Genomic DNA, 26,220 nt, shown 5'->3' on the forward strand with positions numbered 1-26,220 from the left:
GCGAGGTGTGGTGGTGAGGAGTCTCGCCCATGTCCAACGACCATTTGCCGCCGGACCCTGGAGCCGGCCTGATCGAGGCCGAGGAAGAGGACAAGTTCGACTTCAAGGACCACGGTCCGGAGGATTATGTGACCCTGGTCCTGTTCTGGATCCTGCTGGTCGTGGTGTTCCTGCAATTCTTCAGTCGCTATGTGATGGGTGACTCCATCGCCTGGACCGAGGAAATGGCACGCTATTTCCTGATCTCGGTCGGCTTTCTGGGGAGCGCCATGGCGGTACGGAAGAACTCGCATATTGCGGTGGAATTCTTCTATCGCTACATGCCGGGGAACGTCGGGTTGGCCATGTCGACGATCGTCGATCTGGCGCGAATCGTCTTCCTGGCCGGAGGGTGCTGGATTACCTATAAGCTGGCCGATAGAACCACCGCCATGATGGTGTCGGTGGATATCCCCAAGAGTGTCATCTACTACATCGTGCTGGCAGGTTTTGTGCTGATGCTCGTGCGTTCGATCCAGGTCGCCATCCGTCATTGGCGTGAAGGAACGAGCGAGCTGATCTTCACCGAAGATGACCGATGACGAGAAATTCCAGGAGAACCGCCATGTCAGCCCCTGTCACCTCGTTCGCCAAGCGGCGCGGCCTCTTGGTCCCCCCGGTCATCATCGTACTTGCCGTACTGGCATGCGCTTTTCTGGCCTGGCAAGGCTATTATCTGTCGTTCTTGTTCGCCAGTCTCTTCACCATGCTGGTGATGGGGATTCCGATCGCCATCGCCCTGGCGGGCTCCTGCCTGATGTATGTCTATCTCAGCGGACAGGTACCCGATGTGGTCGTGGCGCATCGCATGGTCAACGGTGTCGATAGCTTTCCGTTGCTGGCCATTCCCTTCTTTATCCTGGCCGGCAATTTAATGAACAATGGCGGCATCACGACTCGTATCTTCGCGTTCGCCAAGGCCTTGATGGGTTGGATGCGCGGTGGCCTGGGGCATGTCAATGTCGGAGCCAGCATCATCTTCTCGGGGATGTCCGGCGCGGCAGTTGCCGATGCCGGTGGCTTGGGCACGATCGAAATCAAGGCCATGCGCGATGCCGGCTACGATCAGGACTTCTCCGTGGGCATCACGGCGGCGTCATCCACCATCGGCCCGATCATCCCCCCGAGTCTGCCGATGGTCATCTACGGGGTCATGGCATCGGCCTCGGTTGGGCAGCTGTTCGCCGCCGGTCTGATTCCCGGCCTGCTGATGGGGGCGGTGCTGATGGTCATGATCACGCTGCTTGCCCGTCGCCGTGGCTATCCTCGCGATGCCCGCTTCTCGGTGAGCTTTCTTCGCGAGTCGGCCAAGCGTGCCTTCCTGTCCTTGCTGACTCCGGTGATCATCGTCGGCGGTATCATCAGCGGCGCCTTCACGCCAACCGAAGCCGCCATTGCCGCTGTCATCTATGCCCTGTTCCTGGGCGTGGTGGTATATCGCACCCTGACCTGGCGGCGGCTGATGAGGGTCAGCATGGAAACCATCGAGACCACGGCGATCATCCTGTTCATCGTCGCCGGTGCCTCGATCTTCGCCTGGATTCTCACCAGCAACCAGGTCACCCAGCAGGTGGTGGCTCTGCTGGGGCCGTTCTCGGATCACCCCATCGTCATTCTGTTGCTGATCAATCTGGTATTGCTCGTGGTTGGCTGCTTCATGGAAACCATTGCGGCGATCACCATCCTGGTGCCAGTGCTGTTGCCGGTGGCCGTTGCCGCGGGTGTCGATCCGGTGCACTTCGGGGTGATCATGGTATTGAACCTGATGATCGGCCTGCTGACACCACCGGTGGGCATGGTGCTGTATGTGCTGTCACGGGTATCGAACATTTCCTTCGAGAAATGCATGCGTGGAACTCTGCCGTTCCTGGTGCCGCTGTTCATTGCCCTGTTGCTGGTGACCTTCGTGCCGGCCATTTCCATGTGGCTGCCGACCCTGGTCTATCGTTGAGGTGCGTCATGAGTCATGCCCAGGAAGTTGCTGCACGCGTCACCGCCGAGAGGCTGGACACCTTCATGCGGCAAGCGTTGACGCGCTGCGGTGTCGATGAGCCTTCCACCGCGGCGGTGTCGCGGGCCTTGTTGACCGCATCGCGAATGGGGACCGACAGCCACGGCCTGCGCCTGTTGCCGCATTATCTGCGTGCCGTCCAAGGTGGGCGGGTGAATCCGCGTCCCGGGATGGTCTTCAGCCGGCGCATGCCGGCGATCGGCTATCTGGACGCGGATGATGGTTTCGGGCACCTGGCTGGTTATACGGCCATTGACCATGCCATCGCCATGGCCGATGACACCGGTCTGGGCGCCGTGGCGGTTGGCCACTCCTCGCACTTTGGAGCCGCGGGTTGCTATCCCCTGGAAGCGGCACGGCGTGGCCTGATCGGAATGGCGGTGTGCAATTCCGATCCATTCGTGCGCCTGCATCAGGGGCAGGGGGCTTTTCATGGCACCAATCCCTTTGCCTTTGCGGCACCCGTGGAGGGAGAGCCCCCCTACCTGCTGGATATGGCAACCAGTGCGATTCCCTGGAATCGTGTGCAGCAATATGCCGCCATCGATCGTGAGCTGCCTGCCGATGTGGCCGCCGATGCGCATGGCGACGTCACCACCGATCCGCGGCAGGTACGTTCGCTGCTGCCGCTGGGCGGGGCGCAGTTCGGGTTCAAGGGGGCCGGTCTGGCGGGCGTCGTCGAGGTATTGAGTTCCACCCTGGCGGGCATGCTCAACGGCTTCCGGCTGCTGCCCATGGGCGGTCCCGACATGTCGACTCCCCGCGGAGTCGGTCATTTCTTCCTGGTCATGCGTCCCGATGCCTTCACCGACAGGGCGACCTATCAGGCGAGTATGCGCGACTATCTCGACGACCTGCGCGCCCAGCCGGCCCAGCCTGGGGCCGAGGTGTTGGCACCGGGCGATCGCGAATGGCGCTGCCAGGCACGGCGTGATGCCGAGGGCATCCCGCTGGACCCGGCCAACCTGACGGCCTTCGAACGCATCGCCGAGGAATTGGGGCTCGCGCCGCTGACAGTACGGTAGTCGCGCGCGATGCAGTAACATGGCGTATCGCTCCTGCCGTGATGGCCGGAGTCGCTGAACGGTATGGCTAGGAGTCGCAACGAATGACCAGATACAAGGTGGAGCGCAAGACGCTTTCCGAGCAAGTGGCCGAGCAGCTCGAGGCGGATATTCTCGAGGGCCGGCTGCACGAGGACGACCAACTGCCCTCCGAGCGCGAACTCATGGAGCAGTTCGGCGTCGGTCGTCCCGCTGTCCGTGAAGCCTTGTTCTATTTGCAGCGCCTGGGGCTGATCGCCATCAACAGCGGAACACGGGCGAGGGTGATCCGACCCACGGCCGAGGCGGTGATGGCGCGGCTGTCCGGAGTGACGAAGCAGCTCCTCTCCAAGTCGGAAGGGCAGCAATACTTTCAGGAAGCGCGGGCGATGTTCGAGATTTCGCTGGCGCGTTATGCGGCGCGACACGCCAGCGAGGACGACCTGACGCGACTACGCCAGGCATTGGCCGACAATCACGAGGCGTTGGGGGATGAGGCTCGCTTCAAGCGCTCCGACAATGACTTCCACGGGGTGTTGGCCTCGATCGGACACAACCCCATCTTCGATGCCATTCATGTCGCGCTGTCGGAATGGCTCGACGATCGTCGTGCCCAGGCCCTGCAGCGGGAAGGAGAAGACCAGGCTGCCATGAAGGCACATACCGAGATCGTCGAGGCCATCGCGTCACGCGACCCCGATGCCGCCGAAGCGGCCATGCGCCGCCATCTCGACCGGCACTACGGCACCTATATGGAGCTGAAGAAGCGCCTGACGAAAGACTGAGGAGCCGACAGTTTCTACAGTAACCATCGCGGGATGCGATGGTTCCAGGTTCGACAATAGACGCGACGCTTACCCTCGTAGGCATCCAGGGTGGCGTTCAAAAGGAACTCCCGGGCATTCGATGTCAGCACGGTACTCATCACGGTCCGGACCTGCCAGTCGCCCCGACAAAGCTCACGCTCCCAGAGCGTCTCGCCACAAAGGGAGTCGAAATCATCGTACTTGGAGCTATACCACTCCACGGTTCTGGTGCTGACTTCGATACCGGAGTCTTCCAGCCGTACTCGCCCCCTGTCATTGATCACTTCCTGTGTCGACACATCCTCGGCCAGGTCACGATGCACATACCAGTTATGGTGCGGGGGTTCGATCAGGGTCTGGTCGATGGTCGGTGCCCCTTCCGGCTCAGCAAAGGAGGACACTTCGGCATCCTCTTCCCGCGGTAGCCGGACTGGGAGGCACAGGACACTGCCCTGATCGAAGATTGTCAGCCGGACATGCTCGGGGGGCGGCCAGGCAAGCGGCCAGTAGGATGTGGAGAGGGAAAGGCGCAACCGATGACCTCGTGGAAATACCTGTGCGATATGGTTCAGGTTCACCGTGACGCGATAGCGACGATTCGGCTCCAGCGGCGAAGGGGTCTCGTGCCCGTCTCGATGGGTCAGGTTCAGTAGGCCATAGGTCACCCGGGTCGCCTTGTCATCGGGCGCCACATCGGAGAGGCGCACTGCAACCATGGCCACGGGGCGGCTGGAGGAGAGTTCCAGCTCGACAGCGGGCGCCCCCATGACCTCGAGGGTCTCCTCCAACGGCGGGCTTTCGAAGGTCAGGGCCCCTCCGTCTTCCTGTCGCTGGTCATGGGCCAGATCCGGGCCTGCGGCATAGGAGCACCATTTGCCGGCGAACAACCCGCAGGTCAGTGGCGACTGAATCGTCATGGCGGTTTCGTCCTGTTGCGGCTTACCGTCGAACGCCAGCCCGCCGGGCGTTAGAGGCAGCCGCCAATCACGGATATTGGGCGACGGCCAGGACGGTTCCGTCACCCAACGGCCGGGACGGTGCTTATAGCTGGGGGTTGGTGGCATGCTGTCCTGCATCCACACCTTGAGGGCCGGATCCTGCATGACACCGGTATCTTCGTCTTTCAGCCACTGGTCCCACCAGCGAAGGCACTCTTGCAGAAAGCCGATGGCTGGCCCGGGTTCACCCAAGTGAGGGTACTTGTGGCTCCAGGGGCCGATAAGCCCCTTGCATGGACCTGGCAGGTTCTCCACCAGGCGTGTGACGGCATTGGAATAGCCGTCTGCCCAGCCACTGGCCGCGAGCACGGGGGTATTCACACGCGAGAAGTCCTCACAGATCGAACCATGCTTCCAGTAGTCGTCCCGGTGAGGGTGCTTGAGCCAGGTGGCCAGCCACAGGCCGCTGCCCTCGAGTCGCTCGTGCCACATCCCGCGCCAGGCATTGCCGACCACCGCCGGATCGGGCGGTAGCGAGTTATAGGCGAACATGGTGGAAGCCCAGGACAGGTTGTCGCCCAGCAGACAACCGCCCATGTAGTGCACATCGTCGGCGTAGCGATCATCGCTGGAACAGACACTGACCACGGCCTTGAGCTCCGGTGGGCGCCGGGCGGCCAACTGCAGGCCGTTGAAGCCGCCCCAGGAGATGCCGATCATGCCCACCCGACCACTGCACCAGCGTTGGGCGGCGAGCCAGCGTAGTACCTCCTCGCCATCCGCCAGTTCCTGCTCCAGGTATTCGTCCTTCAGGACGCCGCCGGAATCCCCGCTGCCGCGCAGATCGACCCGCACCGAGGCATAGCCGTGCCCGGCGAAGTAGTGATGGTGTATGGCGTCGCGGTGTGCGGAGCCATCCCGCAGGCGGTAGGGAATGTACTCGAGGATGGCCGGTACCGGGCTGTCGCTGGCTCCCTCGGGCAGCCAGATGCGGGCATTGAGCCGAACCCCGTCGGGCATGGGTATCCAGGCTGGATCGAGGCGCTCAACGCGATGGGGGAAATCGGTCACAACCCTCATGTGGATCCTCCGTCTGTCAGGGGGACGCGATGACACCCGATGTCGTCTCAGGCCGGTGTCTCGGCCGGAAGCGGCTCGATGTCGAACGGCAGCATCTCCCGGCACTGGTCAATCCGGTCATGCAGTTCATCATGGCTGTTGGCCCCGATGAACAGCACGCCCAGCTCCCAGGAAAAAGAATCCTGATGGCGCAACTCTGACAACCGCATCCCCTCATGAACATTGATTTCGACACTCGTTCCCGGAAAGGCCTCTTCGACACGCTGGCGTTCCTCCGACGATGGTATCCGACGCACGATGCCATCCTCGAAGACACGCAGCATCTGCTTGGCGGCGACGGGATACGAGCCTTCTCGGCGCGACATGCGCGGTTCAATCCCCAGCGCGACGTCCACCATCACCTGGAAATGAGGGGCGCTGTCAACCAGTTGGAAGATCGCCGCATTGGAGCGTGAGACGCGGGGGTTGATCTCCAGCAGGGAGATACGGTCGCTCTTGGCGTCATGATAGAACTCGATGTTGAACGGCGCGTTATCGTAGCCGATCTGCTCAATGAAGCGCCGGGCATAGTCGAGCATCCGCTGCTGCACCGATTCAGGCAGCCGCGAGGGATATTCGTAGCGCAGCAGCACCGAGCGGTGTCGCGCGTCGCAGACGCTGTCCACTACGCCGGTGAGATGGACCTCGCCGTGCAGGACATAGCCCTCCAGGGTGCACAGGCAGTCGGCCGAAATGATCGACTCTGCGATACAGTGGTGACCGGTCACTGCCGCGACTTCCTGGGGCAAGTCGGCATGGGCCGTGACCTCGTCCAACGGTCTGCCGAAACGGCCGATCCCCGCGCGAATGCGAGGAAGCGCCTCACGCAGCTGGTCGGCGTTATCGATACGGAAGCCAAGGTGGGAGGAGTGGGCCTTCACCGGCTTGATCCAGAACGGGTAGTCGATATGGATCCCGGCGACGACATCCTCGGCGAAGGGATCGACCGCCTGGAAGGAAGGCACGCACTCCGGCACCGACCGCTTCTGCTCGAGGCGACTCCAGTACTTGTGTTCGCACTTCAGGACGGCCTCGAGGGAGGGGCCGGGCAGCCCGAGCCGCTGCCGCAACACCGGTACCAGCGTACTGGTGGGGAAGTCCCAGTAACCGACAATGGCGTCCACCGACCCGGAAAACTGCTCCAGCTCCGCCAAGGCATTCGCCGTCAGGTCATCGAAAGCATACTCGTCGGCGTGTACCACCTTCTCGGGCGACAGCAACCCGTAGAACGCATAGTCCTCGGCGTGGCGAAGGTGCGGCAGCAAACGCCTACCCAAATCATCGAAGCCGATCACGAACACATTCCAGCTCATGGTGTATTCCTCCATGTACGGGGCCGAACGGTGTGATTACCCTCCGACCTCGGTATTGGCAATGAAAACGGCCATCGAGGGCCACAGCTTTTTCATGCCGATGCCTTACTGGACTGTATCGGTGAGCAGGGGTTCGAGGTCGACTGGATATCAAGCTGTATGCCCGGCGCTTCCTTAGAGCGACACGCCGCGTTTCCAGGGGATGAAGTCGTACTGGGCAAGTTGCACGGCTCGAGGCAGGTATCGCCCGGAAGCCGTGTCGACACATAGCCTAAGCAACTTATCGGCGAGTTCGTCGATCTGCGCTTCGCCACGGATAATGGGGCCGGCGTCGAAGTCGATGACATCAGGCATGCGCGTGGCCAGCTCGCTGTTACTGGCGATCTTCAGTACCGGCGCCACGGGATTGCCGGTGGGGGTGCCGAGCCCGGTGGTGAACATCACCAGGTTGGCGCCGGAGCCCACCAGAGCGGTGGTCGATTCGACGTCGTTGCCCGGCGTGCATAGCAGATTCAGACCTTTGCGTACCGTAGGTTCGGTGTAATCGAGCACATCGACCACCGGGCTGTCGCCGCCTTTCTTGGCCGCCCCGGCCGACTTCATGGCATCGGTGATCAGGCCGTCGCGGATATTGCCCGGTGAGGGATTCATCGAGAAGTGGGCTCCCACCGAGGCGGCATGGCGCTGGTAGGCGTCCATCAACTGACGGAAGCGCTCGGCCACTCGTGTGTCTCGACAGCGGGCGATCAGTTCGTGCTCGACACCGCACAGCTCGGGAAACTCGCTAAGGATGCCGCTGCCACCCAGTGCCACCAAGCGATCGATCACCGCGCCCACCAGTGGGTTGGCGGAAAGCCCCGAGAAGCCGTCGGAGCCGCCGCATTCGAGACCGATGGTCAGTTCCGACAGCGGAGCCGGTGTGCGCGTGACGCGGTTGGCTTCGGCCAAGCCATCGAAGATGGTGGTCAGGGCTTCACGAATCAATGCCTCTTCGCTACCGGTTGCCTGCTGCTCGAAATAATGCACCGGACGCAGCCCATTCGGGTCACGCTCGGCCACGGCGGCCTTGAGCATACCGATCTGCGACTTCTGGCAGCCCAGGCTGAGCACGGTGGCGCCGGCCACATTGGGATGACAGATATAGCCGGCCAACAGTTGGCACAGTGCCTGGGCGTCATCGTCGGTGCCGCCGCAGCCAAGGGTATGGGTCAGGAAGCGCACGCCATCGACGTTGGGGAACAGACGCTGTCGCGGTGCTGGCTCCGGCTTGAAGGCCGCCCGGCCATGCAATAGTTCCCGTGCCATGCGCTTGTAGTCGCGGTAGGGGTCTTCGCCCAAGGCATCGGCCACGCATTGGCGCAGCACCTCGATGTTGCGGTTCTCGCAGAACACCAGGGGCACCACCAGCCACACGTTGGCGGTGCCGACCCGGCCATCGGGGCGGTGATAGCCGTCGAAGGTCATGCCCTGAAAGGCACTGACTTCCGGTGCATTCCAGTGGTCGTGCCGGCCCTGCGGCTGGCTGCTGTCGGTGGAGTGCTCGACATTGTCGGTGGTGATGGCGGCCCCCGCGGCGATCGCCCGGATAGCGCGCCCCACGGTGACGCCGTACATGATTACCGACTCGCCCTCGGCGAGATCCTCGAGCGCGAACTTGTGCTTGTGACGAATGGGTTCGACTAGGCGGACTAGGCGGTTGTTGTCCTCGACCTCATGAGCCACCGGCAGGTCCTTGAGTGCGACGCGCACATTGTCGGCGACATGTACGCGTAGACTGGAATGGGCGAAGGTGTCGCTGGCGATGGTTTGGCTCATGTCGTGCGCTCCTCGTCGGCCACCGCCAACTGGTGCTGCTCGCCCAGCCCTGCGATGCCCAGGCGCATGCGTTGCCCCGGCTTGAGGTAAACCGGCGGTTGTTGGCCCATGCCAACACCGGGCGGGGTGCCGGTGGAAATGACATCGCCGGGTTGCAGGCTCATGAAGCGGCTCAGATAGCTGATCAGGAACGGCACCCGGTAGACCATGGTTCGGGTGCTGCCATCCTGGTAACGGTGGCCATCGACTTCCAGCCACATGGCCAAGTCGTGCGGGTCGGCGATCTCGTCGGGGGTGACCAGCCACGGGCCCAAGGGGCCGAAGGTATCGCAGCCCTTGCCCTTGTCCCAGCTGCCGCACCGCTCGAGTTGGTATTCACGCTCGGAAACGTCATTGACCACGCAGAAGCCGGCCACGTGGTCCATGGCGTCGGCCTCGTCGATATAGCGGCCGACCTTGCCGATCACCACGCCCAGTTCGACTTCCCAGTCGGTCTTCTGCGAGCCGCGCGGGATGATGACATCGTCGTTGGGGCCGCAAATCGCGCTGGTCCACTTGTTGAAGACTACCGGCTCGGCAGGAACCTCGGCGCCGGTTTCGGCGGCATGATCGGAGTAGTTGAGGCCGATGCAGATGAACTTGCCGACCCGGCCGACACAGGGCCCCAGGCGCGTGTCCGCGGAGATCGCGGGCAGCCGAGTGGGATCCAGGGTCGCCAACTCGGCCAGGTAGGCGCGACTCAGATGGTCGCCGGTGAGATCGGTGACATGCGCCGAGAGATCGCGGATGACGCCGTCCGCATCCAGCAGGCCGGGTTTCTCATGGCCGACAGGGCCGAAGCGAAGCAGTTTCATTGTCGTCGTGTCCTCTGTGTTCCTTGTTGGGGCAGGGAGTCAGGTCAACCAGCCGCCATCGATGATCTGGGTCGTCCCGGTAGTGTAGGCCGACTCGTCCGAGGCCAGGTAGGTGGCCAGGGCGGCGATCTCTTCGGGCTTGCCCAGCCGCCCCATTGGCTGGCGGGCGATGAAGTCGCGATAGACGTCGTTTTCCTCGCGCCCTTGCTGTACCGCCTGGGCGCGGATGCGTTCCCTGAGCGAGGGGGATTCCACTGTGCCGGGGCAGATGGCATTGCAGCGAATGCCCTGGCCGATGTAGTCGGCTGCCACCGACTTGGTCAGGCCGATGACCGCGGCCTTGGTGGTGCCATAGGCGAAGCGATTGGACACGCCTTTGAGGCTCGAAGCCACCGAGGCCATGTTGACGATGCTGCCGCCTCCCTTCTCGAGCATATCTGGCAGAAAGGCACGGATCATGCGGTACATGGCGGTGACGTTGAGCGCCAGGGACAATTCCCAATCGGCTTCTTCGCAATCCAGCAAGGCACCGCTATGCACAAGGCCCGCACAGTTGAACAGCACATCCATGGGGGGCAACTCGTCAGCTAGCGCGGCAATGGCCCCGGCATCCAAGACGTCCAGTTGGCGAGTTTCAATGCCAGGAGTCGTGGCCAGGTTCTCGAGCTTGTCGGCATCGATATCGGTGGCAATGACCTGGGCCCCTTCACTGGCGAAGCGCAGGGCGGTCGCGCGACCGATGCCTTGGCCGGCAGCGGTGATCAAGGCGGTCTTGTGCAAGAGTCGCATGGCGAGCATTTCCTTGCCTGTTGTTATCGTATACCTGTATGACAGGATACTAGGATGATGTTCGTCTCGAGTATGGTATAGATTCTTACTCTTGCCAACTCGCTGAACCAGGCATAAGCGAAAAAGGGGCGGCCCATTGGGGCCGCCCCTTTTTCATTGGTGAAGCGGATCGAGCTGTCTAGGCTTCGCGCTTGCCGTCCACCAGGCGGCTGACCCCCAGCGGGTTGCCATCCTTGAGCGCATCGGGCAGTAGCCCTGCCGGCAGGTTCTGGTAGCACACCGGGCGCAGGAAGCGCTGGATGGCGGCACTGCCCACCGAGGTAGTGCGCGAGTCGGAGGTGGCCGGGAAGGGCCCGCCATGGACCATGGCATGACACACCTCGACCCCGGTCGGCCAGCCGTTGGCCAGCACCCGCCCGGCCTGGCGTTCGAGTACCGGCAGCAGTGCCTTGGCCGCCTCGAGATCACTGTCGTCCATCTGCAGGGTAGCGGTGAGCTGGCCATCCAGTTGGGTTGCCACGGCCTGCATCTCTTCCGGGTTGGCGCACTCGACCACCAGCGCGCTGGCGCCGAACACCTCGGCCTGCAGGGCGTCATCGGCCAGGAAGTCGGCCGCCGTGGTGGCGAACAGTGCCGCCTGGCACTGGTAGGGGCCGTCACCGGCCGGGCCGCGCGCGATCTGGCGCACCTTGTCATGGCCGGCCAGCGCCCCGACACCGTCTTGGTAGGTGGCGTGGATACCCGGAGTGAGCATGGTCTGGGTGGCGCTGGCCTTGACCGCCTCGCCGGCGGCATCGACGAACGCCTCGAGCTCCGGTCCCGCGAGACCGATCAGCAGGCCCGGGTTGGTACAGAACTGCCCGGCGCCCATGGTCAGCGAGGCGACGAAGCTCTCGGCGATATCGCCACCCCGGTGCTTGAGGGCCTCGGGCAGCAGGAATACCGGGTTGATGGAGCTCATCTCGGCATAGACCGGGATCGGCTGCGGACGCGCCTGGGCGGTCGCCATCAATGCCTGGCCGCCGCGCCGCGAGCCGGTGAAGCCCACCGCCTGGATGCGCGGGTCGGCGACCAGCGCCTGGCCGATGTCGTTGCCGGAACCGAACAGCAGCGAGAACACGCCCTCGGGCAACTCGCACTTGGCCACCGCGGCCTGCACGGCGCGGCCAACCAGCTCCGAGGTGCCGGGATGGGCGGAGTGACCCTTGACCACCACCGGGCAGCCGGCGGCTAAGCTTGATGCAGTGTCGCCGCCGGCGACGGAGAAGGCCAGCGGGAAGTTGCTGGCACCGAACACCGCCACCGGGCCGAGCGGCACGTGGCGCTGGCGCAGGTCGACCCTTGGCAGCGGCTGGCGCTCGGGCAGGGCCGGGTCGAGGCGCACATCGAGCCATTCGCCGGCGCGCACCACCGAGGCGAACAGGCGCAACTGGCCACAGGTGCGGCCGCGCTCGCCCTCGAGGCGCGCCCGCGGCAGGCCGGTCTCCGCCATGCCTCGCTCGATCAGGGCGTCGCCGATGGTCTCGATCTCGCTGGCAATGGTTTCCAGGAACGCCGCGCGCTCCTCGAGCGAGCTTTCACGATAGGTGGCGAAGGCTTCCTCGGCCAGGGCGCAGGCCTGGTCGACTTCCGTCTTGCCACCGCCTGCATAGGTGGGAATCAAAGTTTCGCCGGTGGATGGGTCGATGGCATGGATCGACGCACCATTGGCGACCACTGTCTGTTGGCCGATAAGTTGATGTCCGCTGGGTTGCATGGATGATTCTCCGCTTCTCGATGGTGAGTCAGGGGGTGTCGATCTGAAAGGGCAGGCGATACCAGTGCACGGCGTTGTGGTGAAGGACGGCCTGGCGATGATCGGGGCTGGTCCTTGAAATAGCGGTTTCGATCAGGTCCAGCCAGTCGCGGTAGCTGATCCTGAGGCTGGAGACAGGGAAGTTGCTGGCGAACAGGCAGCGCTCTGGACCGAACAGCTCCAGGGTTTCGCAGAGCAGGTCGAGATTGGCGCTGGGGTCCCAGTCATGCCAGGGCGTGCCCAGCTCCGAGAGCTTGGCCGCCACATTGGGATTGGCAGCCAAGGCGCGCATGCCGGAGCGCCAGGTGGCGAGCCCTCGAGGGGTGCGATCCCACGGCAGCCCGGTGTGATTGAGGATGACACGCAGTCCGGGGAAGGCCTCGAGCGTGTCGGCGGCTTCCTGCAGGTGCCAGGCGGGGACGCGCAGATCCCAGGAAAGCCCGCGTTCGGCCAGCATGGCCAAGCCTTCACACCAGTGACGATCCTGCAGGGTACCGCTGCCACCACGAACGTGGGCGGCCTTGTCCGGGGTGGCGGCAGTCAGCGGCTTGGCACGCACACCGCGGAACAATGGCGAGCCCATCTGGGCATCCAGCTGCGCGGCACATTCCGGCCGACCGAAGGCCGCCCAGCCGACATGTGCCGTGGGCAACCCGTGTCGCTCATGCGTTGCGGCAATCCAGAGGGTTTCGCGCTCCGCCTGGCTACGTTCGGCCTCCGCTTCACAGTGCACACTACCCACCAGCCGGTAGCCTTCGGGCACCAGGGCTTTCAGGTCAGCGACCAGGAATGGTTGGCGGATCGTACGGTAGTCGCCGAGAAAGAACCCTTCCACGGGACGATCTTCCAGCCAGGGATAGGCCACGCTGCCATCCAGGGCCCAGAAGTGATGATGGGCATCGATCAGTGGCTGTTCGGCATTCATTGCTTGGGCAGCTCCTTGCGCGTCGGTGGTGGGCCCGTGTGTCGTCAGTCACGTACCAGCAAGCAGGACACGTCGGGTTCCGCACGCGTGGCGAAGCGGCGAACGACCTTGCCGGATTCCAGATTCAGTACCCCGATGTGGTCGCCCTTCAACGAGACGAAGGCGTGTTCGCCGTTGGGGTGGAAACTCATGGCGATGGGGATGCTGTCGAGCTCGATGTGTCCCAGCGGATTCAGTTGCTGGTCGAACAGCGACAGCGAACTCTCGCCATAGTTGGTGGTGATCAGGCGATGAAGCGGGTCAGAGTAGATGCGATTCGGGTCGCGACCGGTGGTGGCGCTGTTCTGCACCGTCATCGACTCGGTGTCGATGGCGACGATGCTGTCGTCGTCGCGATTGCTGATGAACAGGGTGCGTTCGTCGGCGGACAGGCAATTGCCCTCCGGCTTGCGTCCCGGAATCATCGCAATCGGTGAGAAGGTGGCGTCGTGCGGCTTGAACTTGGTGATGGTATTGCTGAGCAGATTGACGCCGTAGGCCCAGTCGCCACGACGGGTGAGGGCGAACAGGTGGGTCTTGTAGCCACCGGAGGAGACGGCCAGATCCGGAGCCGTGGAATTGAGCGGATCATTGAACAGCAGCAGGGTGTTGTGCCCCTCGCTCATGGCATAGAGGCGATCCTGGTCGTCGATACCGAGACCGTGAATGCGGTAGTAGGGCCAAGTGCTGAGGGTGTTGACGTGCTCGAGGGTCTCGAGGTCGATGACGAACACCGAACATCCGCCCTGGTCGCCGATGCAATCGGCGCCGAGGATGCCGTAGTGGCCGACGAAGGCGTATTTGCCCTGGGAGTCGACCACGAACTCATGCGGGTAGTCGGGTAGACGGATGTGCTTGAGCTCCTCGCCAGTCTGGGCATCGTAAAGGCTCAGGGTGTGAGCGCACTTTTGGTTCAGGAGCAGGACTTCGCGAGCCATCATGTGTGATCTCCAGGGGATGAGAGGGCGCCCGGTGGACGGGCGCCGAACGCTGTGGTCAGGAAATGCCGTCATTGACCCGCGGCATCAGTTGTGTTTCACGGCACCCTGAATGGCATCGATCCATTCGCTGCCGTTCTCGGCGATATAGCTGTCCCAGGTCGGGCGAATCACTTCCTGGAAGGCGGCGGTATCCACGTCTTCCTCGACCCGCATGCCACTGTCACGCAGCGCGGCAATGATTCGCTGCTCATTCTCGATATTCAGTTCGCGCTGGTAGTCGCCGGCTTCACGCGCCGATTCGACCAACACTTGCTGATACGCCGGTGAGAGGCTGGCGAACTTGTCTTGATTCATCACCATGATCAGCGAGGTGTAGGCCTGGTTGGTCAGCGACAGGTAATCCTGGACCTCGTGGAAACCGGCCGACCAGACGATGCCGATGGGATGGTCCTGGGCGTCGACGGTACCGGTCTCGAGCGCCGTGTAGAGCTCGCCGATGGGCATCGGCACCGGGTTGGCGCCAAGCAGCGAGAAGGCCTCGATCAGCGACTTGTTGGAGTTGGTGCGCATCACCAGCCCCTTGACGTCATCGGGTGTCTTGATCGGGTGCTTGGCGTTGGTCATGGCACGGAAGCCGACTTCCCAGAACGCCAGGCCCTTGAGGCCATCGTCCTCCAGCAGGCCGAGCGCCCGCTGACCGACCTCGCCGTCGAGTACCCGATAGGCCTGTTCGCGGTCGGCGAAGATGTAAGGCAGGTCGAAGGCGCCGAGGGCGGGTTCGAGCCCGGCGAAGTTGGGGTTGCCGGACATCTCGATATCGATGGTGCCGCTGCGTACGCCGGAGATCATCTGCTGATCGTTACCGAGTACCCCGTTGCCGAAGACCTTGACGGTGACTTCGCCGTCGGTACGTTCCTCGACCAGTTCGGCGAAGCGTTCCGCCGCGGCCTGCTGGGTATCGCCATGCGGTGCGGCATGTGCCAGCTTGAGTACGGTATCGGCGTGTGCCTGTGACAGCGAGCTGGCGGCGATCAGGACAATCGTGGACGCTTTTATCAGACGTTTCATGGTCTCTCTCTTCTTGGTTGCGCTGCGGTGTATCGGCATGAGCCATGTTTTCAGCTCACGCACGGGAGCTCGATGGTGGCCGTATGTCATTGGTTAGCCGGCCAGCCAGTAGAGCGGGATCGTGATGATCTGCGGGAAAGCCACGAACAGCAGCAGGATCACCACATAGGCCAGGGCGAAAGGCATGACGCCCGACACGGCCTTCTCGAATTTCAGGTTGCCGACGCTGGTGATGACGTTGAGCACGTTGCCCACGGGAGGCGTGATCAGGCCGATGGAGCAGTTGAGGACGAACATGATGCCGAAGTAGACCGGGTCGATGCCGGCCAGCTTGACGATGGGCATCAGGATCGGGGTCAGCACCAGGATGGTCGGTGTCAGGTCCATGACCATGCCGACGATCAGTACCACTGCCATGATCGCCAGCATCAGCAGTCGCGGGTCGTCGGCCAGCGGCTCCAGCATGGCGGAGACCATCATTGGCAGTTGGGCGATGCTGATCAGCCACGAGGCCACCATGGCGGCGGCGACCAGGAACATGACGATGGCGGTACTGCGCGCGGCCTGGGTCAGCACGTCGTAGAGCTGGACAAGGTTCAACTCGCGATAGACCACGGTAGCGACGAAGATCGCGTAGACGGCCGCCACGACACCGGCTTCCGTAGGCGTGAACATGCCGGTCTTGATGCCGCCGATGATGATGACCGGCAGCAGGATGGCCCAGAAGCTCTCCCTGAGTGCCTTGAGGCGTTCGCTGAGGGTGGCTTTCTCGGCCACGACCAGGTCTTCCTTGCGCGTCATGAGCGACCATAGCAACACCAGTGTCGCGCCCATGATCAGGCCCGGTACGATACCGGCCAGGAACAGCTTGCCGATCGAGATGCCGCCGGCCACGCCGATGATGATCAGCGGGATCGAAGGGGGAATGATCGGTGCGATGATGCCACCGGCCGCCATCAGGCCCGAGGAACGCCCGAGCGGATAGCCGGCCTGGCGCATCATCGGCAGCAGCATGCTGGCCAGGGCGGCGGTATCGGCCACGGCCGAACCGGACAGGCTGGCCATGATGATGGCGGCGAAGATGGCCACGAAGCCCAGGCCACCCTTGCGGTGCCCGACCAGTGTCATGGCCAGCGAGACGATACGCTGCGACAGGCCGCCGCGTGACATCACTTCACCGGCGACGAGGAAGAAAGGAATCGCCAGCAGGGTGTAGCTGTCGGCCCCGTTGACCAGGTTCTGCGCCAGGATCTGCGAATTGAACATATCCAGGTGCAGCATCAGTACCACGGCGCTGACCAGCAGGGCGAAGGCGATGGGCACGCTCAGGCCGATGGAGGCGAGCAGCGAGCCGAGGAACAGCGCGATGGTCATGACGCTACTCCTTCACGGGGCGGTGCTGTGGGTGGCGCTGCGGCGGGCATCAGCAGCCGATAGGCCAGGATCACGGACATCAGCACCCCGGCCATCAGGCCGGCCAGGTAGAAGACGCCGACGGGGATGCCGCTGATCGGGGAAAGGTTGCTCCAGTTCAGCAGGGTCTGTTCGTAGCTGCCCTTGAGCAGCATCAAGCAGCAACCCAGCATGACCAGGGTGACCAGACGCCTTAGCACTGCCTGGGCCGGACGCGGTAGGCGCTCGGCCAGCGTCGTCACGCTCAGGTGCTCATGGCGCAGCAGGGCGGTGACGGCGCCCAGGAAGGTCACCCACACGAACAGGAAGCGTGACAGCTCGACGCTGACGGAAATGCCGCTGTTGAAGCCGTAACGAAGCACCACGTTGGTGAAGACCAGCACGATCATGCTGACCAGCGCCAGTACCATCGTGAGGTTGAGTGTCTTCTCCACCCACTGCGTGAGCAGAGCGATAGGGGCGTAGAGGGCCCCCGGCGTAGTTGGCGTCGCCTGGGTATGGCGCTCAGCACTCTGAGACATGATGCGGGTACCTTTTGTGGAAAGCCTGGCGCCTACAGGGAATGCACCCGCACAGGGGTGTCGTTGCTTCTTGGCGCGAAGCGCACCGGGTTGCACAGGGCGCGCCCCAGCGTCGGCAGTTCGATCTCGAAACGGTCGCCATCGCGCACTTCGACGCCATCGGCAAAGCTCAGGGTGGCGGTGCCGAAGTAGTGCACGTGCAGATCGCCGGGGAGTCGGAACTGCGCATACTTGAAGTGGTGGTGTTCCAGGTTGGCGAGGCTGTGGGCCATGTTGGCCTCGCCGGTGAGGAAGGGCTTACACCACATCACCTTGCCTTCGCGCACGATGCGGCTTTCGCCTTCCAGGTATGTCGGCAGTTCGCCGATCAACAGTTCCGGGCCGAAGCTGCATGGCCGCAGCTTGGAATGCGCCAGCCACAGGTAGTTGGCGCGTTCGGTGACGTGGTCGGAGAATTCGTTGCCGACGGCGTAACCGAGGCGGTAAGGCGTGCCGTCGGGGCCATTGAGGTAGACGCCGACCAACTCCGGTTCCTCGCCGGCGTCTTCGGCGAAGGCCGGCACCTCGAAAGGCCGTTCCGGCGCGACGACGATGCTGCCATCGCCCTTGTAGAACCATTCCGGTTGCGCCCCGACTCGCTCGGCTTGCGGTTTGCCGCCCTCGACGCCGAGCTTGAACATGCGCATGGAGTCGGTGAGTTCGCTCTCGTCGGTGTGGGCATGCATGGCCGAACGGGTGTCCGCGCTGCCCAGGTGGGTCAGGCCGGTGCCGGTGACCAGGCAGTGTGCCGGGTCGGGATGGGTGACCGGGGGCAGCAGCAGGCGCTTGTCGAGCGCCTGCTTGTAATCCAGCAGCTCATGGCAGCGGCGAGATGCGATGAACTCGGCCAGGGTCACTCCCTCGGCGATGGCCGCCCGGGCCAGCGCATAGGTGCCGCCGGGAAAGTCGATCAGGCGCAATTGGTCGCGGCTTTCGACTACCGCGGCATACACGCCGCGGGGCGTCATGACTTGTACGATTCGCATGGTGTGACGCCTCACTCGATGATGGTGAACTGGTCGAAGTAACGCTCGTTGAGCGACAGCCCCAACCCGGGGGTGTCATCATCGAGGTCGAGGAAGCCGTTGACCGGCTCAGGATCGCCTTCGAACAGGTAGTAGAAGAGTTCGTTGCCGATCTCGACGTCATGCACCGGGAAGAACTCGGACATCGGCGAGGCCAACGTCGACATGGTCAGGTGGTAGTTATGCATCTGCCCAGCGTGGGGGATCACCGGCACGCTGAAGGATTCGGCGATGGCGTTGATCTTGCGTGCCGCGGTGATGCCGCCGACGCGGTTGGTGTCGTACTGGATGACCGATACGGCCCGCTTCTCGAGTAGCTGGCGGAAGCCGTAGTGCGTGAACTCGTGTTCACCGCCGGAGATCGGAATGCTGGTCAGTTGATTGAGCTCAGCGTAGCCGTCGATATCGTCGGCAATCACCGGCTCCTCGAGCCAGCGCGGCTGGAAGCGCTCCAGCTTCGGCAACATGCGCTTGGCATACTCCAGGTTCCAGCCCATGTAGCACTCGAGCATCAGGTCGATGTCCTCGCCGATGACTTCACGTACCGCAGCGACGCTATCGAGGTTGGCACGCACGCCCTCGGGACCGTCCTTGGGGCCATAGCCGAAGCGCATCTTCATCGCCTTGAAGCCCTGGTCGAGGTAGGACTGGGCCTCTTCCTGCATCGACTTGAGGTCGGTGCGATAGAGCTTGGAGGCGTAGCAGGGAATCTTCTCCTTGGTGCGCCCGCCGAGCAGCTTGAACACCGGCTTGCCCAGTGCCTTGCCCATCAGGTCCCAGATCGCGATGTCGACGCCAGAGATTGCCGCCATGCCGATGCCCTTGCGACCCCAGGCATGGGTGGAGCGGTACATGCGCTGCCACAGGTATTCATAGTCGAAGGGGTCCTGGCCGATCACCAACGGCGCCAGGTACTGGTCGACGATGGCCTTGGCGATGCGCGGTGCCAGCGCCACGTTACCCAGGCCCACCAGGCCGGTGTCGGTCTCGATCTCGACCGTGGTCCAACCATGGAAGCGGAAGGTGCCCATGGAGTCGCCCTTGTCCCACAGCTCGTCCATGGCGTTGGAGCAGAAGTGGGGCGTTGGGGGCACGGTGTGGCCTTTCCATTCGAAGACGCGGGCACGGACCTGGGTGATCTTCATCTTTGGCTTTCCTTGTGTCTGTTAGTGTTCAAGCGTTGAGGGTTTCGAGACGCTGGCGACGCAGGCTCTCGCCCATGCGGCAAGCGATGGCAAAAGCGTTACGGGTCGGGCCGACATCGGCCTTGCCCTGGCCGGCGATATCGAAGGCGGTGCCGTGGGCCGGCGTGGTGATGGGGATCGGCAGGCCGCCCTGGACGGTCACGCCCTGCTTGAAGCCCAGCAGCTTGATCGCGATCTGCCCCTGGTCGTGGTACATGGTGACGATGGCGTCGTACTCGCCGTCACGGGCCTTGATGAAGATGGTGTCGGCGGGGAAGGGCCCGGCGATGGGATAGCCCTGGGCCTGACACTCCTTGACCGCAGGCTCGATGACGTCGATCTCCTCGCGCCCACAGGTGCCGCCCTCGCCGCCGTGGGGGTTGAAGGCCGCCACCGCGACACGCGGCGCTTCGAAGCCGGCCAGGAGCAGCGAGTCGTAAATCAGCTTGCTGGCCGCGACGATGCGCTCCTTGGTCACGTACTGCGCGGCATCCTTGAGCGGGATGTGCGAGGAGATACGCGAGGTCCACAGGGTGCCCAGGGTATTGAACTCGCAGAAGTAGCTGTCGACGCCCAGGTGTTCGGCGAAGAAGTGCAGTTCGTCCTCGTGCTGGAGCCCGCCCTTCTTCATCGAGAACTTGTTGAGCGGCGCGAAGCAGATGGCATCCACGTCGCCGGCCTGGGCGGCTTCCAGACAGCGGGTCAGCACATCCAGTGTCGAGGCGCCGCCAGCGGCGGTTTCCTCGGCATAGGGAACCACGCCCTTGGCGACGGTCTCGACGGGCATAAACACTGGACCGTCGTGGTCGCGGGCAGCGGCGAAGCTATCGACCTCGGGAAGCTGGTGGCTGATGCTGGCAACGTGCTGGCCTTCCTCCCATAGCCAGCGATCGCCCACCAGCACGGTAGGCACCGCGCTGAACAGCGCCGTTTCGGCGAACAGCTTGGCGATCAGTTCGGGCCCGATGCCGGCAGGGTCCCCCAGGGTGACAGCGATGACAGGACGTGAATCGTTCATGAATAGCTCCGGCTCAGTAGAAGAGATTGACGAGGGTCATGGGAATGGCGGGGACATAGGTCACCAGCATCAACACGATGAACAGCACCAGGATCATCGGCAGGTTGACCTTGGTGACTTCCCACATATCGGTCTTGGCGATGGAACAGGAGGTGGCCAGCACCGAGGCGACGGGCGGTGTCTGCTGTCCGATGGCCAGGTTGAGGGTCAGGATCAGACCGAAGTGGATCGGGTCGATACCGATCTGCTGTACCAGGGGCATGACGATGGGCACCACCAGGATGATGGCGGCGGCACCATGCAGGAACATGCCGAGTAGCAGCAGCAGGATATTGAGCAGGGCCAGGACCAGCACCGGATCCTGGGTGATGGCGGTGATCTCGCGGGCCAACTGCTGGGGCAGTTGCATCTCGGTGAGGAACAGCCCGAGTACCGCGGAGGTAGCCACCAGCAGCATCACCACAGAGGTCTGCACCACGCCATCGATCACCGAGCGGTAGAGGATATTGAGGTTCAATTCGCGGTAGATGAGACCGCCGATCAGCAGGGCGGCGAGCACGGCAATGCTGGCGCCTTCGGTGGCAGTGACGAAGCCGCCGAAGATCCCGCCAAGAATGATCACCGGCAACAGCAGGGCCCAGAAGGCTTCCTTGAAGGCCTTGCCCAGCCGGCTCAGATTGAAGGCGTCTTCACGTGGCAGGTCATATTTCACCGCATAGTAGTAGCAGGCACCGGCGAGCCCCGCGGCGCCAAGGAGGCCGGGCACGATACCAGCCACGAACAGCTTGACGATGGAGGTGTCGGCGATGGCGCCATACAGGATCATCGACAGCGACGGTGGAATGATGATCGCCAGTGAGGCCGAGGACGAGGTGATGGCAGCGGAGAAATTGGGGTTGTACTTACGCCGCTTCATCTCCGGGATCAATACCGAACCGGTGGCGGCCACGTCGGCGACCGCCGAACCGGATATCTCGGCGAAGAACAGCGAGACCCCGACGTTGACCATCGCCAGGCCACCGCGCACGAAACCGATCATGGCCGTGACCAGGTTGATCAGGCGCATGGAGATGCCCGAGGTGTTCATCAGGGCACCGGCGAAGATGAACAGGGGAATGGCGATCAGCGGAAACTTGGTGGCCCCATTGAACAGCGTCAGCGGGACGTTGACCAGGGCCTCGGCGCCCATGTTGAGGTAGACGCCCACCACCCCGACGACGCCGATGGCCACCGCAATGGGTACGTTGATCAGCACCAGGGCGAAGAGAGCGGCAATGATGATCAGGAGTGTCATGTGCGATGCTCCTGGAGGTCTTCCTCGGCCTGTCGGATGGCGGCTTCGATCTCTTCCGTCTCGCTGTTCACACCGCTGCGCATCTTGCGCCAGGCCATGGGCAGGCTGAGCAGCTCACAGAGAATGAACAGCGCGGCGCTGATCGGGATCACCGACTGGGTAACATCGAGTCCGATCCAGGGCAGGGAAACCAAGCTGTCCCAGGCGAGCACCTCGAGTACCCGATAGCCGTAGAACGCCACGACGGCGAAGAAGCCGATCACGATGACTTCCGAGGCGATGAACAGGGTGGTGCGGATGGCTGCCGGTGCGCGGCTGACCAGACCGGGGAACCCCATATGGGCACGCTTGAGGGCCGCCAGGTTGGCCCCGTAGAAGCTCAGCCAGGCCAGGCCGATCGAGGCGACCTCGTCGTACCAGGCAATCGAACTGCCCAGCATGCGAAAGCCCACGGCACCGACGACGATGGCGGTCAGGGTCAGCAGCAGGGCCACGGTGAAGACCTCCAGAAGCCGTTCCAGCAGGAAACGCGAGCGGTCGATCAGCGCCATGACACCTGCCTCCCGTGACGTTGAGTGAGAGGGCGCCTGGACGGCGCCCGAACGTGAGGACATGAGGTATCACTCCTCGGCCAGCGCCATGGCGCGGTCGACCAGTGCCTGACCGTCCGGCACCTTTTCGGAGAAGGACTGGTAGACGGGGTTGCTGGCTTCGACGAAGGCGTTGCGATCGACCTGGTTGATCTCCATGCCGGCCTCGCGCATGGTGCTGAGCAGGCTGTCGTCGAGCTCCGTACCCTTGGCCAGCGCCCAGTCCTGGGTCTCGGCGGCGACCTCGCTGATGGCGGTACGCACGTCTTCGGGAAGTTTCTCCCAACCGCTCTTGCCCGCGGTCAGCCAGATCGGTGAGTAGACATGGTTGGAGAGCGACAGGTAGTCCTGGACCTCCTGGAACTTGGCGCCATCGATATTGCTGAGCGGGTTCTCTTGACCGTCGACGACCCCGGTCTGCAAACCGACGAACACTTCGGAGAAGGCCATCGGCGTGGGGTTGGCGCCCCAGGTGCGGAACATCAGGGTGCGCCACTCGCTCTGTGGCGTGCGGATCTTGAGACCATCGAGATCCTGGGGCGTATTGATCGGCCGTTCGCTGTTGGTGATATGGCGGAAGCCATTCTCCCAAGTGGAAACGAGGTGCAAGCCCTTGGCGTCGGCGCTTTCGGCCAGGTCGGTCATCACGATGTCCTGGTCGATGCGCTTGAGGTGGGCGCGGTCCTTGACCAGGAACGGCAGGTCGAACAGCGCGAAGTCGGGCGACACCGAGGACATGATCGAGGAAATCGCCGCCAGGTCGACGGTGCCCAGGCGTAGTTTCTGGATCAGTTGGCGCTCGTCGCCCAATTGGCCACTGTCGTAGTATTCGACCTGGTGCTCATCTCCGAGCCGCTCCTGTAGGCGCCGGGTGAATTCCTGGGCGGTCTGGCCCTGCAGGCTTTGCGGTGTGCCACCGATGGCGAAGACGATCTTGTCGGCCTGGACTTGCGTCGCGGCGAGGCTCAGGGACAGCGCGGACAGGCCGAGGAGTTTCTTGAACATGGCGTGGTGATCCTTGTTGTTCTCATGTGGATGTGATGTTTTGCTTAACTGGTCTACTGGTTGGTTAACCGTACCAGTTGTATTCAATCTAGATATCATGGCAGCGAGCCGTCAAGCCAATACCACTGTTTTTAGACTTTTGTCGTATCTCGCTGTCGGTAGAGGGGTAGCAATATTCGGCTTTCTGGTCTATTGTTTAGACCAGTTGGGAAGAGAAGGGCCTTATGGACAATCCAGCGTTCGCCTTTGAAAAGGCACTCAAGAACAAGACCAAGAAAGACATTCTGGCCGATAAGTTGGTCGAGATGATTCAGACGGGATTACTGCGTGACGGCGATGTATTGCCCAGTGAACGTGAGCTTGCCCAGCTCTTCGAGGTAAGTCGGGAGACAGTGAGAGGGGCGTTGTCGCAGATCACCGCTTATGGGTTGATCAGTGTCTCGCATGGCAGCAAGACGCGTATCCGTGCCAGTGACGAGGTGCTGGCGCGGTTCCGTTCCTCTCAGCCGGAAGACGCTGCCAGTGAAGTGAATCGCTTCGATGTGGATAGCGTGTTCGAGAGTCGTATCGTGGTCGAGGCAGCCATCGCCCGTCGTGCCGCCATCAATATCGATGCCGAAGGCATCGACAAGCTGGAGCGCTTGCTCGAGGCCCAGAGCAAGCTATTCGACTCCCCGGTGCATTTCCAGTTGTCCGACCAGAATTTCCACAAGCTGATCTCCGAATACGCCAACAACGAGATCCTGTTGCGTTATGCCGGAGAGCTGTATGCCTATGGTCTGAATATCCGCCGCCAGGTAATGGTCGAGGCCGGTGCCATCGAGCGTAGCTACCATGAGCATGGCCATATTGTCGAGGCGTTGAAGCGCGGCGACCCGGATGCCGCCGAACGTGCCATGCTGGCTCATCTCGATAGTGTCTATCGCACGACGAAGGCAAAGATGGTGTCTTGAGCAGTATGTTGAAATGAACAATTTCCGTGTTAGGGAAAATACAAGGGGGCGGCCAGTGGACCGCCCCAAGAGGTTCCAGTTCTTTTCGACTTCCTACTTCCTACTTCTCTCTTTTGCCGTCCACCAACCGGCTCACGCCCAGCGGATTGCCATCCTTGAGCGCTTCGGGCAACAGCCCTGCCGGCAGGTTCTGGTAGCACACCGGGCGCAGGAAGCGCTGAATGGCCGCGCTGCCCACGGATGTAGTGTGGGAGTCGGAGGTCGCCGGGTAGGGGCCGCCATGGACCATGGCGTGACACACCTCGACCCCGGTCGGCCAGCCGTTGGCTAGCACCCGCCCGGCCTTGCGCTCCAGCGTCGGCAGCAGCGTGCGGGCGGTATCCAGGTCGCCGCTGTCCATCTGCAGGGTCATGGTGAGCTGACCTTCGAGGTGGTCGGCGATGCGCTGCATCTCGTCGAAATCGGCGCACTCGACCACTAACGCACTGGCACCAAACACCTCGGCCTGCAGGGCGTCGTCGGCCCGGAAGTCGGCACCGCGGGTGGCGAACAGTGCCGCCTGGCACTGATGCGGCCCGTCGCCGGCCTGGCCACGAGCGATCTGGCGCACCTTGGGGTGGGAAGCCAACGCTCCGATACCGTCTTCATAGGCGGCGTGGATGCCCGGAGTGAGCATGGTCTGGGCCGCACTTTCATTCACGGCCGTGCCGGCGGCGTCGATGAAGGCTTCGAGTTCAGGCCCCTGGATCCCGATCAGCAGCCCCGGGTTGGTACAGAACTGCCCGGCGCCCATGGTCAGTGAGGCGACGAAGCTCTCGGCGATATCGTCAACCCGATGCTTGAGGGCCTCGGGCAGCAGGAACACCGGGTTGATGCTGCTCATCTCGGCGTACACCGGGATCGGCTGCGGGCGTGCCTGGGCAGTGGCCATCAACGCCTGGCCGCCTTTGCGCGAGCCGGTGAAGCCCACCGCCTGGATGCGCGGGTCGGCGACCAGTGCCTGGCCGATGTCGTTGCCCGAGCCGAACAGCAGCGAGAACACCCCTTCGGGCAGGCCGCACTTGGCCACGGCGCGCTGAATGGCGCGGCCGACCAGCTCGGACGTGCCGGGATGGGCGGAGTGGCCCTTGACCACCACCGGGCAGCCGGCGGCTAAGCTTGATGCGGTGTCGCCGCCGGCGACGGAAAAGGCCAGCGGGAAGTTGCTGGCGCCGAACACCGCCACCGGGCCGAGGGCGATATGGCGCTGGCGCAGGTCGACCCTTGGCAGCGGCTGGCGCTCGGGCAGGGCCGGGTCGAGGCGCACGTCGAGCCACTCGCCGGCGCGCACCACGGACGCGAACAGGCGCAACTGGCCGCAGGTGCGGCCGCGCTCGCCCTCGAGGCGCGCCCGCGGCAGGCCGGTCTCCGCCATGCCGCGGGTAATCAGTTCGTCACCGATGGCCTCGATCTCGCTGGCAATGGTTTCCAGGAACGCCGCACGCTCGTCGAGCGAGCTCTCGCGGTAGCTGGCGAAGGCCTCCTCGGCCAGCGCGCAGGCGCGTTCGACCTCGGGCTTGCCGCCGCCCAGATAGGCGGGCGTCAATGTCTCGCCAGTGGCGGGGTCGATGGCGCGAATCTCGGTCTGATTGCCGCTGATGGCCTGCTGGCCGATCAGTAACTTGCCTTCCAGTGTCATCTTCG

The 26,220-nt window shown here is 63.3% G+C and carries 23 protein-coding genes; 5 read left to right on the forward strand and 18 right to left on the reverse strand.

Translation table 11 applies throughout. From position 1 onward, the window contains the following. Positions 1–29: 29 nt before the first annotated feature. The 4 genes from ACFOEV_RS00850 to nanR all read left to right on the forward strand — a co-directional run bounded on the left by ACFOEV_RS00850 (position 30) and on the right by nanR (position 3,878). Positions 30–581, forward strand: a complete 552-nt coding sequence (locus ACFOEV_RS00850) for a TRAP transporter small permease (protein ID WP_386770634.1) — start codon at positions 30–32, stop codon at positions 579–581. Between the two features lie 23 nt (positions 582–604). Continuing rightward, positions 605–1,990: a TRAP transporter large permease gene (locus tag ACFOEV_RS00855; RefSeq protein WP_386770636.1), complete on the forward strand. Its 1,386-nt coding sequence runs from the start codon at positions 605–607 to the stop codon at positions 1,988–1,990. Between the two features lie 8 nt (positions 1,991–1,998). After that, the gene (locus tag ACFOEV_RS00860) at positions 1,999–3,075 is read left to right on the forward strand and encodes an Ldh family oxidoreductase (RefSeq protein ID WP_386770638.1); all 1,077 of its coding nucleotides are present in this window, start codon (positions 1,999–2,001) and stop codon (positions 3,073–3,075) included. Between the two features lie 83 nt (positions 3,076–3,158). Then, the gene (nanR, locus tag ACFOEV_RS00865) at positions 3,159–3,878 is read left to right on the forward strand and encodes a transcriptional regulator NanR (RefSeq protein WP_386770640.1); all 720 of its coding nucleotides are present in this window, start codon (positions 3,159–3,161) and stop codon (positions 3,876–3,878) included. 14 nt (positions 3,879–3,892) lie between these two features. Here nanR and ACFOEV_RS00870 read toward each other — a convergent pair whose 3' ends face one another. The 17 genes from ACFOEV_RS00870 to ACFOEV_RS00950 form a co-directional block, all read right to left on the reverse strand. Next, positions 3,893–5,917 carry a CocE/NonD family hydrolase gene (locus ACFOEV_RS00870; protein WP_386770642.1) on the reverse strand — a complete coding sequence of 675 codons (2,025 nt, stop codon included), beginning with the start codon at positions 5,915–5,917 and terminating at the stop codon, positions 3,893–3,895. Between the two features lie 47 nt (positions 5,918–5,964). Next, positions 5,965–7,269, reverse strand: coding sequence for an ATP-grasp domain-containing protein (locus ACFOEV_RS00875; RefSeq protein WP_386770644.1), 1,305 nt, complete (start codon positions 7,267–7,269; stop codon positions 5,965–5,967). A 174-nt stretch (positions 7,270–7,443) separates the two neighbouring features. Further along, a complete protein-coding gene (locus tag ACFOEV_RS00880) occupies positions 7,444–9,084 on the reverse strand; it encodes a UxaA family hydrolase (RefSeq protein WP_386770645.1) in 1,641 nt (546 codons plus the stop codon). Further along, the gene (locus tag ACFOEV_RS00885) at positions 9,081–9,938 is read right to left on the reverse strand and encodes an ureidoglycolate lyase (RefSeq protein WP_386770647.1); all 858 of its coding nucleotides are present in this window, start codon (positions 9,936–9,938) and stop codon (positions 9,081–9,083) included. The genes ACFOEV_RS00880 and ACFOEV_RS00885 overlap by 4 nt, the downstream gene beginning before the upstream one ends. 39 nt (positions 9,939–9,977) lie before the next feature. After that, on the reverse strand, positions 9,978–10,727 hold the full coding sequence (locus ACFOEV_RS00890; RefSeq protein ID WP_386770650.1) for an SDR family oxidoreductase: 750 nt from the start codon (positions 10,725–10,727) through the stop codon (positions 9,978–9,980). Between the two features lie 178 nt (positions 10,728–10,905). Continuing rightward, positions 10,906–12,483, reverse strand: coding sequence for an aldehyde dehydrogenase (NADP(+)) (locus ACFOEV_RS00895; RefSeq protein WP_386770652.1), 1,578 nt, complete (start codon positions 12,481–12,483; stop codon positions 10,906–10,908). 28 nt (positions 12,484–12,511) lie between these two features. Beyond that, complete coding sequence (locus ACFOEV_RS00900) at positions 12,512–13,447, reverse strand: amidohydrolase family protein (protein WP_386770654.1); 936 nt, start codon at positions 13,445–13,447, stop codon at positions 12,512–12,514. Between the two features lie 44 nt (positions 13,448–13,491). Further along, positions 13,492–14,427 (reverse strand): YncE family protein, encoded by a 936-nt coding sequence (locus ACFOEV_RS00905; RefSeq protein WP_386770656.1) that lies wholly within the window; start codon positions 14,425–14,427, stop codon positions 13,492–13,494. 84 nt (positions 14,428–14,511) lie between these two features. Continuing rightward, positions 14,512–15,495 carry a TRAP transporter substrate-binding protein gene (locus ACFOEV_RS00910; protein ID WP_386770658.1) on the reverse strand — a complete coding sequence of 328 codons (984 nt, stop codon included), beginning with the start codon at positions 15,493–15,495 and terminating at the stop codon, positions 14,512–14,514. Between the two features lie 93 nt (positions 15,496–15,588). Beyond that, entirely contained in the window at positions 15,589–16,869 is a 1,281-nt protein-coding gene (locus ACFOEV_RS00915; RefSeq protein WP_386770660.1) for a TRAP transporter large permease subunit, read from the reverse strand. After that, positions 16,866–17,429, reverse strand: a complete 564-nt coding sequence (locus tag ACFOEV_RS00920) for a TRAP transporter small permease (RefSeq protein WP_386770662.1) — start codon at positions 17,427–17,429, stop codon at positions 16,866–16,868. The genes ACFOEV_RS00915 and ACFOEV_RS00920 overlap by 4 nt, the downstream gene beginning before the upstream one ends. A 32-nt stretch (positions 17,430–17,461) precedes the next feature. Beyond that, positions 17,462–18,454 carry an AraD1 family protein gene (gene araD1, locus ACFOEV_RS00925; RefSeq protein ID WP_386770666.1) on the reverse strand — a complete coding sequence of 331 codons (993 nt, stop codon included), beginning with the start codon at positions 18,452–18,454 and terminating at the stop codon, positions 17,462–17,464. A gap of 11 nt (positions 18,455–18,465) precedes the next feature. Then, the gene (locus tag ACFOEV_RS00930; protein ID WP_386770668.1) at positions 18,466–19,638 is read right to left on the reverse strand and encodes an L-rhamnonate dehydratase; all 1,173 of its coding nucleotides are present in this window, start codon (positions 19,636–19,638) and stop codon (positions 18,466–18,468) included. Between the two features lie 28 nt (positions 19,639–19,666). Continuing rightward, entirely contained in the window at positions 19,667–20,695 is a 1,029-nt protein-coding gene (locus ACFOEV_RS00935) for a 4-hydroxythreonine-4-phosphate dehydrogenase PdxA (RefSeq protein WP_386770670.1), read from the reverse strand. A gap of 13 nt (positions 20,696–20,708) precedes the next feature. Then, a complete protein-coding gene (locus ACFOEV_RS00940; RefSeq protein WP_386770672.1) occupies positions 20,709–21,989 on the reverse strand; it encodes a TRAP transporter large permease in 1,281 nt (426 codons plus the stop codon). Then, entirely contained in the window at positions 21,986–22,603 is a 618-nt protein-coding gene (locus tag ACFOEV_RS00945; protein ID WP_386770674.1) for a TRAP transporter small permease, read from the reverse strand. The genes ACFOEV_RS00940 and ACFOEV_RS00945 overlap by 4 nt, the downstream gene beginning before the upstream one ends. 6 nt (positions 22,604–22,609) lie before the next feature. Next, positions 22,610–23,584 (reverse strand): TRAP transporter substrate-binding protein, encoded by a 975-nt coding sequence (locus ACFOEV_RS00950; RefSeq protein WP_386770676.1) that lies wholly within the window; start codon positions 23,582–23,584, stop codon positions 22,610–22,612. Between the two features lie 224 nt (positions 23,585–23,808). Here ACFOEV_RS00950 and ACFOEV_RS00955 point away from each other — a divergent pair, with 224 nt between their 5' ends. Continuing rightward, positions 23,809–24,537 (forward strand): FadR/GntR family transcriptional regulator, encoded by a 729-nt coding sequence (locus ACFOEV_RS00955; RefSeq protein WP_386770677.1) that lies wholly within the window; start codon positions 23,809–23,811, stop codon positions 24,535–24,537. Positions 24,538–24,637: 100 nt separating this feature from the next. On the opposite strand, the gene ACFOEV_RS00960 is transcribed toward ACFOEV_RS00955, so the two are convergent. Continuing rightward, a complete protein-coding gene (locus tag ACFOEV_RS00960) occupies positions 24,638–26,215 on the reverse strand; it encodes an aldehyde dehydrogenase (NADP(+)) (protein WP_386770679.1) in 1,578 nt (525 codons plus the stop codon). Positions 26,216–26,220 lie beyond the last annotated feature (5 nt).

The sequence above is a fragment of the Litchfieldella rifensis genome (assembly GCF_042646605.1).
GTDB lineage: Bacteria > Pseudomonadota > Gammaproteobacteria > Pseudomonadales > Halomonadaceae > Litchfieldella > Litchfieldella rifensis.